15 protein-coding genes are annotated in these 16539 nt (G+C 38.3%); 9 read left to right on the top strand and 6 right to left on the bottom strand.

The window, feature by feature from the left end:
- Positions 1-11: 11 nt before the first annotated feature.
- The gene (gene hemW, locus COCH_RS00410; RefSeq protein ID WP_012796876.1) at positions 12-1163 is read left to right on the top strand and encodes a radical SAM family heme chaperone HemW; all 1152 of its coding nucleotides are present in this window, start codon (positions 12-14) and stop codon (positions 1161-1163) included.
- Here the strand turns inward: hemW and COCH_RS00405 are convergent.
- From COCH_RS00405 to COCH_RS00385, 5 genes are all read right to left on the bottom strand, one after another.
- Positions 1137-1610 (bottom strand): hypothetical protein, encoded by a 474-nt coding sequence (locus tag COCH_RS00405; protein ID WP_002672826.1) that lies wholly within the window; start codon positions 1608-1610, stop codon positions 1137-1139. The two genes, hemW and COCH_RS00405, sit on opposite strands and share 27 nt — an antisense overlap.
- On the bottom strand, positions 1603-2931 hold the full coding sequence (locus COCH_RS00400; RefSeq protein ID WP_012796875.1) for an exonuclease domain-containing protein: 1329 nt from the start codon (positions 2929-2931) through the stop codon (positions 1603-1605). The genes COCH_RS00405 and COCH_RS00400 overlap by 8 nt, the downstream gene beginning before the upstream one ends.
- 99 nt (positions 2932-3030) lie before the next feature.
- A complete protein-coding gene (rplS, locus tag COCH_RS00395; RefSeq protein ID WP_002672812.1) occupies positions 3031-3378 on the bottom strand; it encodes a 50S ribosomal protein L19 in 348 nt (115 codons plus the stop codon).
- 156 nt (positions 3379-3534) lie between these two features.
- Complete coding sequence (locus COCH_RS00390) at positions 3535-4227, bottom strand: LrgB family protein (RefSeq protein WP_012796874.1); 693 nt, start codon at positions 4225-4227, stop codon at positions 3535-3537.
- On the bottom strand, positions 4227-4571 hold the full coding sequence (locus COCH_RS00385; protein WP_012796873.1) for a CidA/LrgA family protein: 345 nt from the start codon (positions 4569-4571) through the stop codon (positions 4227-4229). The genes COCH_RS00390 and COCH_RS00385 overlap by 1 nt, the downstream gene beginning before the upstream one ends.
- Positions 4572-4698: 127 nt before the next feature.
- Here COCH_RS00385 and COCH_RS00380 point away from each other — a divergent pair, with 127 nt between their 5' ends.
- Both COCH_RS00380 and COCH_RS00375 read left to right on the top strand, forming a co-directional pair.
- A complete protein-coding gene (locus COCH_RS00380; protein WP_002672807.1) occupies positions 4699-5664 on the top strand; it encodes a hypothetical protein in 966 nt (321 codons plus the stop codon).
- A 129-nt stretch (positions 5665-5793) separates the two neighbouring features.
- Positions 5794-8214, top strand: coding sequence for a glycoside hydrolase family 95 protein (locus tag COCH_RS00375; RefSeq protein WP_394330118.1), 2421 nt, complete (start codon positions 5794-5796; stop codon positions 8212-8214).
- A 267-nt stretch (positions 8215-8481) separates the two neighbouring features.
- Here the strand turns inward: COCH_RS00375 and COCH_RS00370 are convergent, their stop codons facing one another.
- Entirely contained in the window at positions 8482-9741 is a 1260-nt protein-coding gene (locus COCH_RS00370; protein ID WP_041546873.1) for a M64 family metallopeptidase, read from the bottom strand.
- 310 nt (positions 9742-10051) lie between these two features.
- Here COCH_RS00370 and COCH_RS00365 point away from each other — a divergent pair, with 310 nt between their 5' ends.
- From COCH_RS00365 to COCH_RS00340, 6 genes are read left to right on the top strand one after another with little or no spacing between them, the layout of a single operon-like run.
- A complete protein-coding gene (locus tag COCH_RS00365; protein WP_012796870.1) occupies positions 10052-11089 on the top strand; it encodes a glycosyltransferase family 9 protein in 1038 nt (345 codons plus the stop codon).
- A gap of 9 nt (positions 11090-11098) precedes the next feature.
- Complete coding sequence (locus COCH_RS00360; RefSeq protein ID WP_012796869.1) at positions 11099-11818, top strand: head GIN domain-containing protein; 720 nt, start codon at positions 11099-11101, stop codon at positions 11816-11818.
- A gap of 7 nt (positions 11819-11825) precedes the next feature.
- Positions 11826-12245 (top strand): type II 3-dehydroquinate dehydratase, encoded by a 420-nt coding sequence (aroQ, locus tag COCH_RS00355; protein WP_012796868.1) that lies wholly within the window; start codon positions 11826-11828, stop codon positions 12243-12245.
- A 24-nt stretch (positions 12246-12269) separates the two neighbouring features.
- A complete protein-coding gene (locus COCH_RS00350; protein ID WP_012796867.1) occupies positions 12270-15065 on the top strand; it encodes an AsmA family protein in 2796 nt (931 codons plus the stop codon).
- Complete coding sequence (locus COCH_RS00345) at positions 15022-15546, top strand: methylated-DNA--[protein]-cysteine S-methyltransferase (RefSeq protein WP_002672798.1); 525 nt, start codon at positions 15022-15024, stop codon at positions 15544-15546. Before COCH_RS00350 ends, COCH_RS00345 begins: the two co-directional genes overlap by 44 nt.
- 13 nt (positions 15547-15559) lie before the next feature.
- Entirely contained in the window at positions 15560-16504 is a 945-nt protein-coding gene (locus COCH_RS00340) for a GSCFA domain-containing protein (RefSeq protein ID WP_012796866.1), read from the top strand.
- Positions 16505-16539 lie beyond the last annotated feature (35 nt).

Raw genomic sequence — 16539 nt, 5'->3', positions numbered from 1 at the left:
AATACTTCATTTTGTATAGCTTATACATTCATATTCCCTTTTGTAGGCGTGCTTGTTATTATTGTGATTTCCATTTTTCGACTACTCTGAAAAGAAAAGGAGAAATGGTAGATGCCCTTTGTGAGGAACTCATTTTCCGCAAAGGGGAAGCCGTAGGTAGTGAGTTACAGACTATCTACTTAGGAGGAGGGACGCCCAGTATCCTTTCGTATGAGGAATTACAACAACTTTTTCGCACCATCTTCACACATTACAAGGTAAATACCACAGCTGAAATTACCTTAGAAGCCAATCCTGATGACTTTTTTAGAGCTACTTCTCCCGAGCAATTTTTGGAACAATTACGCTCTTTGGGTATCAATAGGCTCAGTTTAGGAGTGCAGTCGTTTTTTGAAGAGGACTTGCGATTGATGAACAGAGTGCATACGGTAAGCCAAGTAGAAACTTTATTACAAATAGCTCCACAGTATTTTAATAATATCACGATTGATTTGATTTACGGCATTCCCCGAATGAGTGAGGAACGCTGGCAGGAGAATATCAATAAGGCACTGTCTTTCGATATTCCGCATATCTCAGCCTATGCGCTTACGGTAGAAGAAAAAACAGCTTTGTACAAGTTTATTGCTACGGGGAAAATCGCGCCAATAAGCGATGAGCAGGCTTACACTCACTTTCAAATGTTGATAGATACTCTGGAAGCAGAGGGGTTTATACAATACGAATTTTCAAACTTTGGCAAAGAAGGGTATTTTAGCAGGAATAACACGGCTTATTGGTTTGGCAAGCTCTATATGGGAATAGGTCCTTCAGCCCACAGTTTTAACGGGAAGGAGCGTAGTTGGAATATTGCTCATAACATTAAGTATATACAACAAATACAGCAAGGGATTTTGCCACAGGAAAAAGAAGAACTTACCCTTAATAACCGATATAACGAACTCATCATCACGCGTATACGCACGATGGTAGGGATTGATTTAGAAGAAGTGAGAACAGTATTTGGGGAAGGTTACCGCCAATATTTGTTACAACAAGCACAGAAGTACCTTGCCGATGAGCTTTTAGTTATAGAGGAAAACCATCTGAAAGTAACGCGCAAAGGCAGATTCCTCTCAGATGGTATAGCTTCGGATTTATTTAGGGTGGATGACCTCACTTAGTGGTTTGAAGGTAGGGTTTAGATTTCCGTCGATATGGTATTCCAAAAGTAGGTCACCCCACAATTCACCATCAGTAAATTCACAAATCACCCACTTTTCATTCAGTATTCTTATTTTATTAAACAAGAACTTCCCATTGCTTTCAGATTTGATGTAAGGGTTTTTAGTGTCCTTTACGTTCATCTCCATTAAAGCATTGACAACAATTTGTGAAGGATTGTCAATTTTCAAATCTTCGAAATACTGTTGTGCTAACTCGTTTGTTTCGAGGCTGAAATTAAGCGCTTCGACGCGTTGTTCATCGAGTTTCTTGATAGAATCGGTGAGTTTTGAAATCTTCTCAGCTGATTCTTTCATCGCTGTAACATTTGCATTGCTATCTGTTTGGTTGCAACCGGCTAAAAGGGCAAAGGCTCCTAAAAGCGTAATAAAAATTCGTTTATTCATTATGATAAGGTTTTTGTTCGCTTAGATTTAGCACTTTTACTTTGGGTTTTCGACGCAAGTAAGCGTGCAAAAGGTGACGGTTTATTAATGAATTGGGTAAAGGAGTGATGAGGTTTTGTAACATCTCTAATTGAGTAAGCTGGAAATTTAGATTAAAGAAGGCATAGCCTTGAATATTGCCATCGACTACTAAAATAATGCTTTTCTCGCCTATTACTCTACCTTTATCTACAATAGCTACGTTTCGGTGCACAAGTCCGTATTTTGAAAGTACCTCAGAGGCGCGTGTGTTATACTCCTCTACGGTTTCGTTATTGAAATCTACTTCGTTTAAATGGTACTCTTCAGTGATTTGATTTAAAAAGTGCTCGGCTTGTTCTTTGGTTTCAAAAGTAGTGATAATTTCGTTTTGAGTGGATAATAATTCTATTGAAAAACAAAGATATCCCTTAGTATTAAAGTGAGAAGTGAGTGCATAAGTGATATTTATTTCTTTTTCAGGATTTCGCCTATTACATTTTGGGAGGTTGAGGTGTATTTCTTCTAACCTTTTTAAAGTAGCAATGAGTTCATTGCCTGTTTCTTGATAAGTAACTCGATAAGTATGACGTTGCAAGTATCTATCGCGTTTGGAAGGAGAAGTGAAGAGCCTGTTTACTTGTTGTTTGATATTTTTGTGTTTCCCGATGTAAATGACCTTACCTTCTTCGTTATGCATATAAAAAATCCCTAATGTTTCAGGGAGAGTGTCGAGTATTTTCAGATGACGAGAAGCCATTTCTAAACGAATATCTTGCTTGACAGAGGTAGTAATGATATCCTTTTTGGTGTCCTTTTCGAGTAGGTATTTAAAGAGTTTTAGGGTAGCCAAGGCATCACCAGAGGCGCGATGCCGGTCGCTTACAGGAATACCTAAGGAGCGCACTAACTTACCTAAACTATATGATTCTTTATTGGGAATGAGTCGCTCGGATAGTTCTACGGTGCAGAGCGTTGTACGGACAAAGTCGTATCCTAAGCGGCGAAATTCAGTTTGCAAGATGCGGTAATCGAAGGCGGCATTATGACCTACGATAATGCAATCGGTGGTAATTTCGACAATGCGTTTGGCAACCTCATAGAATTTAGGAGCATTGCGCAACATTTTGTTGTTGATGCCTGTGAGTTTAGTAACGAACTCTTGAATGGGGCGTTCGGGGTTTATCAATGATATGAACTGGTCGGTTATTTCGTGCCCGTTGAACTGATAGATGGCGATATCGGTAATGCCCTCTTCATTGTATTTACCTCCTGTGGTTTCTATGTCGAGTATTGCGTACAAATGCTTAGGTGTTAGGTTTTATGGATTAGGTATTAGAAAAGAAAAAAGCAAAGAGGAAGGAAGGTCTTACTCTTTGCTTTTATAAGTTTGTTTAACTGATTAGCGAACTTCTTTAATACGGGCTTTTTTACCAGTAAGTCCTCTAAAATAGTAAATGCGAGCACGTCTTACTTTACCTTTTTTGTTTACTTCAATTTTTTGAAGGGCAGGCATATTGATAGGGAAGATACGTTCTACACCTACAGTTCCTGACATTTTACGAATAGTAAAAGTAGCGGTTACGCCGTGACCTTTGCGTTGAATAACAACGCCTTTAAAAAACTGAGTACGTTTTTTATCACCCTCTTTAATCTCGTAATACACAGTGATAGTATCACCAGCTGAGAAATCGGGGAAGTCTTTTTTCTCGATAAAGTTGTCTTGTACGTACTTTAATAATGGTTCCATAAAAAATATAAATAATTATGTTATCAATGGGCAACATTCACGACTCTCGCCAGAGGTTACTCCAAATCGGGGGCAAAGGTAGTACTTTTTTTTGAATTAGCAAGATACCTGTAAAAGAAAAATTTTGTAATGTGCTAATGAGATGTGATAAGTTACTTAAAAAAGCAAATGTACTACTGGGGGTGCTAATACAGCGGTAAAGATGCCGTTAAAAATCATTCCTAAACTAGCATATACTGCGTATTTTTCACTTAGGTTGAACGCCGCCATAATACCCAAAGCGTGAGAAGCGGTACCTAATGAAATGCCTTTAGCCATAGGGCTTTTGATGCGGAACCAATTCAGGAAGGTAATACCAAAAAGATTCCCTAAGAAACCAGTGGTCATTACCGCCATTACTGTAATAGGTTCAATGCCATTGAGCATACGCGATACTTCTAACGCAATGGGGGTAGTAACTGATTTTGGGGCTAATGAAATGGCGATATCGTCTTCGAGCCCTAACCATTTGGCTACCAAACAAACTGTAAGTACCCCTACTAAACTACCTACAAACTGAGAGAGCACTAAGGGTATCAGCTGTTTTCTTATCTTAGAGAGCTGTAAATAGAGAGGTACGCCTAAGGCTACAATAGAGGGTTTGAGCCAAAAATCGATATACTTACCGGCTTCTTCGTATTTTTCAGGAGAAATGCCAAAGATTATTAGATAAGAAATAAGCACTAAAACAGTGATTAATACGGGATTTAAAAGAACCGAATTATATTTGCGTTGCAAAAGTAATACGCCATAATAGAGGATAAAAGTAATAGCCAAAAGGAAGGCTTCGTTTTCTACAAAAGGTTTCATTATTTTAATTTTTTACGGAAGAATTGATATACGTGACCAGTTATAATAATCACTACTATGGTACTGATGATAATAGAAAGGAAGATAGCTAAAAAGTTTTCACCTATCTGTTTAAAGTATGCCATAATGCCAATACTTGGGGGTACGAAAAACAATCCTAAATTAGAAATTAATAAATCTGAAAGAGCTTTTATAGACTGTAATTTCACCCAACCAAGCTCTAAAAATAGGGTGAGAAAGAGCATTCCTATGATACTTGAAGGAAAAGGAATGTGTGTGAGAGCAACGATGAGTTCTCCTAAGCCTAAACAGCCGAAAACGATTGCAAAATAACGTATTAACATAATAATTTTGTACTTAAAAAACGGTTGCAAAAGTACTATTTCTTTTTTTAATAGTGTTAAAAAAAATATAAAAATTTGCTTGTTATATATTTTTTTACCTACATTTGCGGAGTAAAAATCATAAGTTATGAGTAATAATTACGACAAACCTATTTTTATGGACTCAGCGTCCAATGGAACAGATGGAGGGCAATCGTATCCTTCATATCCCAATGATGATGACAGACCGAGAGGTGGTGTTTTATCGAAAATTTTAATTGCTATTTTGGCTTTGGTAGCAGGAGGCTTAGGTTATTATACCTATTCTCTTAACAAAAACAAAGAGGCAACGGAAGCAGATCTTAACTCTCAGAAAGAGCAAGTGCTTAAAGATTTGAACGCTTTGAAAGGAAGCTACGACAAAGTAGTGGACGATAACAAAAACGTGAATCAGGATTTGCTTGATGCGCGTGACAAGATTGGCAAGTACATCGATTCATTGCAGAATATGAAACTTAATGTTTCGGCATTGGCTCGTTTTAAAAACCAAGCGTTTGCTCTTGCCAAAGAGCGTGATTTCTTAATCAGAAAGAACGACTCATTGGCACGTGCCAACACTGCTATCAGAAAGGATTTAGACAGTGTGTCAGTAAAATTAGACGACACAAGTGCTAAAGCCGATTCACTTGCTCGTCAAGCCAATAGCTTAAAGAAAGTGGTAGAAGCCGGTTCTGCACTTCAAATTAGCAAACTTACAATAGAAGCTGTAAAAGGCACTAAGAACAAAATTACCGAAAGAGGTCGTGCAGCTGAGAAATTAAGAGTTTGCTTTACTGTAGGAGCTAACAGAATAGCAAAATCAGGCTCAAGATACTTCTATGTGAAAGTAGTTTCACCATCGGGAGTTACCTTAGGAGCTAACGACTCTACCTCAGAGGGAGAAAACACAGTGAATTATAGTACAGCTACTCACTTCATCTACGACAATAAGAATGTGGATGTGTGTGACTTTATCAGCAGAACAGGAAAAGAGTTTGATAAAGGCACTTATAAAGTAACTGTTTATGATGACCGCCTCAACGAAGTAGGTTCAGCAAATTTATTATTGAAATAGCAGTTTCTTAATATAAAAAATAAAAACAGTTCCATAAATAGTATGGAGCTGTTTTTTTTGAATAATATTTGGAAGTACCCTACTTGTTTTGTACTTTTGCGACATCTTAATAAAAAATATACCAATCTTATGAGAACCAACTTATTAATTATGTTATTATTTTTAGGAACGCTACTCAAAGCACAACCTCAAGATGTATCAGTAGTGTTTCATAAACCAGCAAATCATTTTACTGAAAGTATCCCTATTGGGAATGGACGTTTAGGAGCTATGCTCTTTGGAAAGACTGATGTAGATAGAATTGTACTCAATGAAATCTCGTTGTGGTCAGGAGGGACACAAGATGCTGATGACCCTAATGCACACAACTATCTGAAAGAAATTCAGAAATTACTTTTAGAAGGGAAAAACTTAGAAGCACAAGCACTCTTACAACAGCATTTTGTAGCCAAAGGGAAAGGCTCTTGTTTGGGGCAAGGAGCTAACTGTAGCTATGGTTGTTATCAAGTATTGGCAGAACTGCTTTTAGATTGGAAAACCACGTCGCCGATTCAAGATTACAAACGAGTATTACGCCTTGATGAAGCAACAGCTGTTACTTCGTTTAAACGAGATAATAACTCAATAGAACAAACAGCTTTTGCTGATTTTAAAAACGATGTGATATGGGTGAAAATAAAAGCTACCTCACCGCTTAATTTAGATATTTCACTCTTCCGCAAAGAGAATGCTACAATTACCTATCAGAATAATAAAATCAGTCTTAATGGTGTGTTACCCAACGATGGTAAAGAAGGAATGCACTTTGCATCGGTAGTTGATGTACAAACTGATGGAAAGATAGAGAGTACCCATAAAGCTATTGCTATACAGTCGGCAAAAGAAATTACTTTAAGGATAAGTGCTGTAACTAATTATAACTTTAACAAGGGAGGACTTTTGGATATTTCAGTAACTAAAAAGGCTAATGAGTATTTGCAAAAAGCCCCTATGAGTTTTGATAAAGCGAAAGCTGAGAGTAGTATTGTTTTTCAGCGATTGTTTAACCGCAATCGCTGGTATGGAAAAGCGAATGCCAATACGGAAGGTCTTACTACTTTTGAGCGATTGGAACGCTTTTATAAAGGTGAGCAAGATGCTTTATTACCTATTTTGTATTACAATTTTGGACGCTATTTGCTTATCTCCTCTTCACGTGAAGGGCTTTTGCCTGCCAATTTGCAAGGTTTATGGGCTGAAGAGTATCAAACGCCTTGGAATGGTGATTACCATTTAAACATCAATATACAGATGAATTATTGGCTTGCTGAGCCTACCAATTTGTCGCAGCTTACTGAACCTTTACAAAGGTTTACTAAAAATTTAGTACCCAATGGAAGCAAAACAGCGAAAGCCTATTACAATGCTAATGGGTGGGTGGCTCACGTTATTAGCAATCCTTGGTTTTATACTTCGCCAGGTGAATCGGCGACGTGGGGTTCTACTCTTACGGGAGGCGCTTGGTTATGCGAACATATTTGGCAACATTATCTCTTCACTAAAGATATTAACTTCCTAAGAGAGTATTACCCTGTGCTTAAAGAAGCTACAACCTTCTTTGAGAGTCTGCTTATTAAAGACCCCAAAACGGGTTATTGGGTAACAGCCCCTTCAAACTCTCCTGAAAATGCTTATGTATTACCAGAACTGAAAGACGGTAAAAAACAAATAGGAACTACTTGTGTGGCTCCTACTATGGATATGCAAATAGTGCGAGAACTATTTACTAATACAAGTGATGCTGCTAAGATATTAGGTTTAGACAGTAAGAAACGCACAGAGTGGGAACGTATCAGCAGAAATACAGTTCCTAATCGCATAGGTAAAGAAGGAGACCTTAACGAATGGCTTGACGATTGGGAAGATGCTGAACCACAACATAGGCACGTTTCTCATCTTTACGGCTTATACCCATATGATGAGATTACTCCTTGGGATACACCAGATTTAGCCAAAGCCGCTAAAAAGACATTAGAAATACGGGGTGATGCAGGTACGGGGTGGTCACGTGCGTGGAAGATAAACTTTTGGGCACGACTACAAGACGGCAATCACGCATTACTTTTGTTGCGCCAATTATTACACCCTGTAAACCCTAATATAACTGACGGACAAGGAGGAGGCACTTATCCTAATTTGTTTTGTGCGCACCCTCCGTTTCAAATAGATGGGAACTTTGGGGGTACAGCGGGCATTGCTGAAATGCTCTTACAGAGTCACGGGAAGGGTAATGTTATTCGCTTTTTACCTGCTCTTCCTTCTCACCCCAATTGGGAAAACGGCGTTATGAAAGGTATGAGAGCTCGCAATGGTTTTGAAGTAAACTTTGAATGGCAACAATTCAAATTGGGGAAAGCTGAAATTACTTCGCTAAATGGAGGAGAATGCAGTGTGTTATTACCTGCTAATAAGAATGTTTATAGTAAAGGAAAGATGATTGTAAAAGGAAGTAATAAAGATAAAGTGATAACGTTCAGAACAGAGAAGAACAAAACATATAATATTTATTAAAAGAGCTCAATAAAAGGAAAAGAGCCTGTACAAAAAGTTTTGTTTTGTGAGGACGATTTGCCAATCGCCCCTACAATATAACTAAAAGAAATTGATTATTGAGGTAATCAACTTTGCCAAAGGTGCGAGCCACACAGGTAAAAACTTTGGCAAAGTGTAGCGACGCATAAAAGAAAAATACGCACTAAGATTTTCTTAGTGCGTATTTTTTATTTGTATATCTATATCACGAGGTGAGCGTTGAGAGGGTGTTTTATGACTTCCTTTTTATTTTGTGTAAAAGTCTACTATTTTGCGAATAGCACGTTCACACACGGGGCAGAAGCCTTTTGGTTCGTTAGATTTCATACGACAGTCTTGTGCAGGACTGTAAATGCCTTTACTGGTGTAACCTCCTCCTTCGAAAGCACCTACAACATCTTTATATTTAGGAGTGCGAGGAGTAGGGATAGGAGTCTTCTTTTTTACCATATCCTTCCATTTGCTCTCAAAATTCACCAATGAGGTAATGTTTTCTTCCCAAGGTTCAATTTTAGTATTGTACATCTCTTGAAAAGTGGGATCCCAATCGTAGTAATATTCATCGGCGAGACCTACAAAACCGTGTCCGAACTCGTGTATGTATACCTTTTCAGAAAGGTCGTTATCAGCAGTGCCTAAATTTAGGTGATTGTAGAAACCACCGCCACCATAAGTTTCAGTATTTACTAAGATATAGAGTTGGTCGTAAGGGACTACTGAGGCAGCATCGGCTATTTCACAAATACTGTTGGTGGTGAGGTAGCGTTCTTGATTGAAAGTGTAGAAGGAAGAGTTAAATGCAGTGTTTTTAAAAATGTTTTTTCCAGGTACATCGGTGCCACTTTCTTGAGAAGGTACGGCTATGGCATATACATTGAAATTGTTTTTGAGTTTATCGAAAGGGGAAATGGTGAACATATAGTCGGTCATACGTTGCGCATCGGCATAGAATTTCTCGGTTTCGGCTTGGGTGTATCCTTCTGCTAAGATGGCTATATCTACTTTTTTGGAAGCCTCACCATTATACAGTATTTTCTTCACAGGGAAGGCAACGGTCTTTTCTTCTTTTATAAAATAGTCGTTAGGGTCAATCTCACGAGAAGCAATCGTTTCGAAAACGCCTTCGCGGTTTCGTTTATCGATGTGCAGAGACAGTTTCTTTTTAGGAAAAGGAATTTGCATAGCGTGATAAAAGAGTCGTTTTTCAGTCTTGGCTTCTTCAATTTCCATCCACTCATCGGCGAGGGAGTTGAAGCCTTTTGAGAAGACAAGAGTTTCGCCGTCGAATAGTTGAAGGCGCAGGTTTCCTAAGTTCGGAAAAACAAAGTGAGTGTGCGAGCCTCCCCAATGAGGTTCACTTTTGAGCTGTTGAAAAATTACCTCTATACGCTGGGCATTGGCTAATAGATTAAAGTCGATTCTAAGGCTTCGGGAGCAATCGAAAACGGTACTATTTTGAGCGAAAGCAGACTGTACGATAAAAAAAACTAAAAATAAGTGTTTCATATTATAAAATTTTACTACATTTGCATATCCATTAACAATTTTCAATCTCAATAATAAGGCAAGAGAGAAGGGGGATACCATACAGAAAAATATACTATCTTATAAGTACCTTATACAAACCTTATACGAATCTTGGAAGATAGACGAAGGCATAATGAACCAATTCCGAACCTTACTTATCTATAAATCGAAGATAAGATAGAATAATATTCTATTTTCACTAAATGAATTAGCAAAAACAACTTTATCAAAGGTATCTTTTCTATTGAGAAGCCAAAGGTACTAATAAAACTTTAAATACCAAAACAAAATGGAACATTTAGCTATTTTTAGAATGTCGGCGATGGGAGATGTAGCCATTAGTGTGCCGGTTGTAACAGCTTTTTCGGAGCAATATCCCGATGTAAAAATCACTTACCTCACGCGACCGTTATTTGCACCGATGTTTTCACATATTCCTAACTTGGAAGTATTCACTCCTGAAATTAATGGAAAACACAGTGGTTTATCGGGGCTGTACAAACTGTATAAGGAATTGATGGCGAAGGGAATTGACGGTGTGGCAGACATTCACAATGTGTTGCGCACTAATGTACTGAAATTCTATTTTAAGGGTAGCAAAATACCTTTCAAGCAAATAGACAAAGGACGTAGAGAAAAGAGAGCACTTACCAGCTATAAGTGTAAAGTTTTTGAGCCTTTAAAGCCTTCGTATGAGCGGTATGCTGATGTGTTTGCTTCTTTGGGTTTCCCGATTGACCTAAGTGAACCATATATTTTACCGCCAGAAGAACCGAGTGAAACGGTACAGAAATTACTGTGTGAAGGAGTGCATATAGGGGTTGCTCCGTTTGCGTCGTACATAGGTAAACAGTATCCATTTGAAAAGATGTGCGAGGTGATAACGGCACTTTCTCAACGGTATGACAGTGGCAAGATTTACATCTTTGGAGGAGGAAAAGAAGAGGAAGAGCAGGTGAGCAAAATAAACTTACCTAATGCTGAAAATATGGTAGGGAAGCTCTCGTTTAAACAAGAGTTGGAGCTCATTTCGCACTTAGATATAATGATAGCAATGGACAGTGGGAATGCGCACCTATCGGCGATGTATGGAATTCCGACGCTTACCTTATGGGGAGTGACGCACCCTTATGCGGGGTTTTATCCTTATTTGCAGCCTAAGGAGAATGCTCTTTTGGCAGATAGAGAGCGGTATCCACTCATTCCTACTTCGGTATATGGGAAGAAATACCCAAAAGGTTATGAGAAAGCCATAGAGACTATTACGATTGAAGAGATTATGGCGAAGACAGAAGCTATACTAAGTGACTTAACAGAAGAGAAATAATTAAAACAGATGAAATATATGAAAAGAATAATTACATTTATCCTTGTAACATTAGTTGTAGGCATAGGATACAGCCAAAAGAAGACAGAAAAAAGCAAAGAAGTTATCACCGAAGACAGAAAAGTAGCGAATTATGACGCCATAGAAGTTTCGGGAGCTTATAACCTTGTGCTTACAGAAGGAGAGGTAGGCAAAATAAAAGTGAAAGGACAGAAAGAGGTACTTTCGTATTTAGAGACCAAAGTCTTCAACAATGTGCTTTATATAAGCATTGATAGGAAATACTCACTCAAAACCTCTATTACTGTGTACGTACCTATCGACACTCGTTTAAAGAGAGTAATAGGGAAAGGGGCTGTGGATATATCTACAGAAAAGAAGTTGCAAGTGGGTTCTTTGTTAGTAAAATTAGAGGGTAGTGGAGACCTTGAAGCATCGATAACGGCTACTTCACTTGATTTACAAGTGGCTGGAGCAGGAGGTATAGACATTGCAGGAGAAACCAAAAACCTAAGTGTATACGTGAAAGGTGCTGGCGATGTAGATGCTGATGAGCTTAAAGCTGAAAAAGCTACTTTGCGCATAGCAGGAGCAGGAGGCATATCGGCTTATGTAACGCAAGAGGTAGATGCTTCTATCGCAGGAGCAGGAGGCATTACTGTGAAAGGAAATCCGCCTGTATTTAAGAAAAGTGTGAAAGGGATAGGGCGTATTAAAATAGAAGAATAACGTAGATATGAAGAAAATTATCATTATCAATGGCCCCAACTTGAACCTGTTGGGCATTCGAGAGCCTTCGGTTTATGGCAATCAGACCTTTGAGGATTACCTAAAAGAATTGCATAGGAAATATCCGGATATTGAATTGTATTATTTCCAAAGCAATTACGAGGGGGCACTGATAGACAAGTTGCACCAAATAGGTTTTGAGTATGACGGTATTATATTGAATGCAGGAGCCTATACGCATACCTCGATAGCCGTTGCTGATGCGGTGGCAGCCATTACAACGCCCGTAGTAGAAGTGCATATTTCTAATACTTTTACCCGTGAAACGTTTAGACATCAGTCGTTTTTATCGCCGGTGGTGAAGGGTGTAATAGGAGGTTTTGGCTTGAAGAGCTATGAATTGGCACTACAGAGTTTTATAGATTAAACGGATTAGGCTTTTATTGTTTTGATGAAGAAGTATATCCTCAAAAGTTTAAAGATATTGGGTGTGCTGATAGCATTGCTATTGGCATTCATTATCATTTTTCCAATGGTGTACCCTGAATACGTAACTGAGAAAGTTAAGAAGCTTGCCAATGATAATCTGAACGGAGAAATCAACTTTTCTAAAGCTAAGTTATCTTTCTTTACCCATTTCCCATCGCTTACGCTTAACCTTGATAACTTCTTGATGAAGGGCTCTAAACCCTATGAGAATGATACGCTTGTGGCAGTAAAGCAAATTTCTTTGGGGATAGACGTAAAGGATTTGTTGTTCTCTAAGAAGATAGACATAGAGGAGATATACCTTAAAAATGCTTTTGTGCATATAAAAGTAAACAAACAAGGCGAGGCTAATTATAACGTTTACAAATCGTCGGGAGAAGAAAGTACCTCGGAGAGTGATGATACACGGGTGAATTTACAGCGTATTGAGCTGAGAAATACCCGACTGATATACGATGATAAATCGACAGAGATTTACCTTCAAGCCAATGGTTTTAATTACTTAGGAAAAGGAGGCTTAGAGGCTTCTATCTTCGATTTGCGTACCAAAGCAGAAATACAATCATTGGATTTTCTTTTTGCAGGGGAAACCTACTTTAAGAACAAACACGTAAGCGCAGAGCTAATTACCCAGATTAATACAAATTCATTGGCTTTTATCTTTCAGCAAAACAACTTAAAGATAAACCGATTGCCTGTGGATTTTAAAGGGAAGCTAAACTTTTTAAACAATGGGTATGATATTGACTTAGAAATACAATCTAAGGATAGCAACCTTGATGACTTCTTTACCGCCTTGCCTCCCCAATTTACACAATGGCATAAGAAAGCCACTCTTAAAGGAAAGACCGATGTGTTCTTTTCGATGAAAGGGCAATATATAGCCTCACAGAATTTAAGTCCCGATATTTATCTAAAAATGAAGGTAAGAGATGGTTATGTAGGCTATAAGCGAGTACCAGCTCCGGCTGAGAATGTGTACTTGAACATAGAAACGAGATTGCCTTCGCTAAACGTAGATAAAGTGGCAGTAAAGCTCGATTCGGTTTACTTTGATATAGGTAAGGAGTATTTCTCGGGTATTGTAAGTCTTGATGGGATAAAGCCTCCTGTAATTGATGCTAAAATGAGAGCAAACATCAATGTGGAGAATGTGATGCACTTGATGGATATGAAGGACTTCCAACTGAAAGGAATGCTCTTGGCAAACGTGAAGAGTAAGGGTACTTATGCTCCTGAACAACGATTGTTCCCTATCACGAAAGGGCTTTTGGAGTTCTCCGATGGTTATGTAAAGACGCCTTACTACCCTAATCCGGTTACTGATATTCACTTCAAAGGGAATATTGAGAACACTGATGGCTCGATGAAAACTTTGGCAGTAAATGTGTCTCCTGCGACGTTCTTGTTTGAAGGAAAGCCTTTTACGGTGAATTTATCGATGGAGAATTTCGACGATATCCGATATGATATACAAGCCAAAGGAGAGTTAGACATAGCCAAAATTTATAAAGTATTCTCACAAAAAGGCTTGGAATTAGAAGGTTATGCCAAAGCCGACCTTACCTTACAAGGCACTCAGAGCGATGCCACTAATGGGCGTTATCATCTTTTGCACAATAAGGGAGTGATAGAACTGCGTAATATCAAAACTACTACAGAATACTTGCCTAAACCGTTTATCATTCAGCAAGGGGTCTTTCACTTCAATCAAGACAATATGCACTTTACTGACTTCCGTGCTACCTATGGGAAATCGGACTTTTTGATGAACGGACGGATGAGCAACGCTATTAACTTCTTCCTATCAAACAACCAAGTGCTGAAAGGAAACTTTACGGTAAGCTCTAACTATCTTGATGTAGATGAGTTTATGTATACTTCCGCCCCTGCTCAAGAGACAAAAGAAGCGAAGGAAGCAACGGTTACCAATGATACTCCAACTGAAAAGGGAGTGGTGATTGTACCTAAACTTTTTAACTTTAATTTAAATACCAATCTTAAAAATGTAGCTTTACAAGGGCTTACTATTCATAATTTGAGAGGTAATACTCAGCTTAATAGAGGAACCTTAGCTTTACAAAACGTGAGTTTTAATATTATAGGAGTTTCTACACAAATAAATGCTAAATACGCAGATGAAACACCTAAACGCGCTAATTTTAGTTTTAAGATTAAAGCCAAAGACTTTGACGTGCAAAGAGCCTACAAAGAAGTGAAGATGTTCAGAGAAATGGTGGCAATGGCAAAAGATGCCAAAGGTATTATTTCATTGGATTACGCCGTAGAAGGGAAGCTGAATGATGAGATGTTACCTATTTATCCTTCAATAAAAGGAGGAGGAGTGCTATCGGTGAAGAACGTGCAACTAAAAGGGTTTAAGCTTTTTAATGTTATCAGTGATAGAACTGGTACAGACGGACTGAGAGATGCTAATCTTTCGACTATTGACATCAAGAGTAGTATAAAGAACAATCTTATCACGGTAGAGCGGTTTAAGTTTAAGGTTTCAGGGTTTAGACCACGTATAGAAGGGCAGAGTAGCTTTGACGGTAGATTGAACTTTAAGATGCGTTTGGGCTTACCACCCTTGGGGATTATTGGAATTCCTATAAAAGTAACGGGAACACAAGAAAACCCTAAAATAGGTTTAGGCAAAAAGTCCAAAGATTTAGAAGAAACGGAATACGACCCTAATAACACAGAAGCTATCAATGAAGAAGAACAAAATGGTGAAACTATACAAAAAGAGAATTAACACCCCCATAGGTGAGATGCTTGCCATAGCTACTGATGAGGCAATTTGTATGCTTGACTTTGTTGATAGTAAAAACTGGCTTAAAGACCAAGAAATACTCGTAAAGCATTACGGGGCAACACAAGTAGATGAGGATAGTTTGTTGTTATCGGAGTTGGAGAAACAATTGAGAGAGTACTTTGCCAAAGAGCGTAAAGAGTTTAGTTTACCGCTGGCTTTGGTGGGGACTTCTTTTCAAGAGGAAGTATGGAAAGTGTTACAAACTATTCCGTATGGGGAAGTGCGTTCGTATAAAGAACAGGCTACGGCTGTGGGGAATCCCAAAGGCGTGAGAGCTGTTGCTAATGCCAATGGGAAAAACCGTATTTCAATCGTTATTCCTTGTCATCGTGTTATAGGTTCAGACGGGACACTTACAGGCTATGCTAGTGGAATTGAGAGGAAGCAATTTCTGTTGGATTTAGAAAGGAGTAACGTTTAATTATTTTATCGTTATGGAATTTAGAACTATTGTGCCTATACCCAAGACTACTAAAAGCATTACTTATCACTCGCAGATACTGAGTATAGGTTCTTGCTTTGCTGTGAATATGGCACAAAAGTTTAGTTATTATAAAATTCCTGTTACGGTAAACCCTTTTGGGATACTCTTTCACCCCTTAGCTATTGAAAATGTGCTTAACAGAGCAATAGAACACACTCCTTATGAGGCTGAAGATTTCTTTTTGCACAATGAACTTTGGCACAGTTTCGACTTTCATTCGGATATGAGCAAACCGAATTTAGAGGAAGCTGTTCATCTTGCCAATATACAACAAACAGCACTTTATAACGCACTACAAAAAGCCGATTTCTGTTTTATCACTCTTGGTACAGCTTGGGTATACATCTATAACAGTACTGATAAGATAGTGGCAAATTGTCATAAAGTGCCTCAACAACACTTCTCAAAACGACTATTATCAGTAGAAGAGATAGGGGAGAGCCTTACCCATATTATAGCACTGTTGAAGAAGGTGAATAAGGACTTGCAATGTGTTTTCACTATTTCGCCTGTACGACACTTGAAAGATGGTTTTTTAGAAAACCAAGTGAGCAAAGCACATTTGCTGGTAGCACTTTATTCGGTACTTTCATCAGAGGAGTGCACTTATTTTCCAGCCTATGAATTGCTTTTAGATGAACTTCGCGATTACCGCTTTTACGCTAATGATATGGTACACCCATCGGAAATAGCCATAGACTATATTTGGGAACGCTTAGTAGAAACCTATATAGATAAGGCTACTCAGGCAGATATGAAACAAGTAGATGCCATACAGAAAGGGTTGCAACATCGTCCGTTTAACCCTAAAACAGAGAGTTATCGGCAGTTTCAAATACAATTACGACAGAAAATAGAGGTTTTTAAAAAGAAATACCCTCATATTGAGATATAAAAAAGCTATCTAATAAGAACTATTAGATAGCTTTT

The sequence above is a fragment of the Capnocytophaga ochracea DSM 7271 genome, assembly GCF_000023285.1.
GTDB lineage: Bacteria > Bacteroidota > Bacteroidia > Flavobacteriales > Flavobacteriaceae > Capnocytophaga > Capnocytophaga ochracea.
This window is presented reverse-complemented; position numbering and strand designations above follow the sequence as displayed.